Source organism: Chromohalobacter sp. HP20-39 (assembly GCF_033052815.1).
GTDB lineage: Bacteria > Pseudomonadota > Gammaproteobacteria > Pseudomonadales > Halomonadaceae > Chromohalobacter.
Window position 1 is genome coordinate 1 of sequence record NZ_JAWHTP010000347.1, and the last position, 334, is coordinate 334.

General features: G+C 58.4%; 1 protein-coding gene. It reads right to left on the reverse strand.

Translation table 11 applies throughout. The features are described 5' to 3' along the window. Positions 1-205, reverse strand: a 205-nt coding sequence (locus RVY79_RS18320) for a mercuric transporter MerT family protein (protein WP_317465959.1), incomplete at its 3' end; no start/stop codon positions are given. Positions 206-334 lie beyond the last annotated feature (129 nt).

Below are 334 nucleotides of genomic sequence, written 5' to 3' on the forward strand. Positions count from 1 at the left end.
TGCGCCGCCAGGCGAAGAACAACGCCACCAGCGCCACGCCGATAAAGATGGGGCGATAGGGTTCCAACACCGCCAAGTTGCCGATCCAAGCGCCGCTGAACCCCAAGGCGATCAGAACCAACGGCCCGAGGCAGCAAGCCGAGGCGAGGATGGCGGCAAGCCCTCCAGTGAAGAGCGCGCCGCGCCCGGTTTTTGGTTCAGACATGCGCTTGTCCTTTCGAATTGAAATTGGATAGCGTAACCTTACTTCCGTACTCATGTACGGAGTCAAGCGATATGGAAAACAATTTGGAGAACCTGACCATTGGCGTTTTCGCCAAGGCGGCCGGGGTCA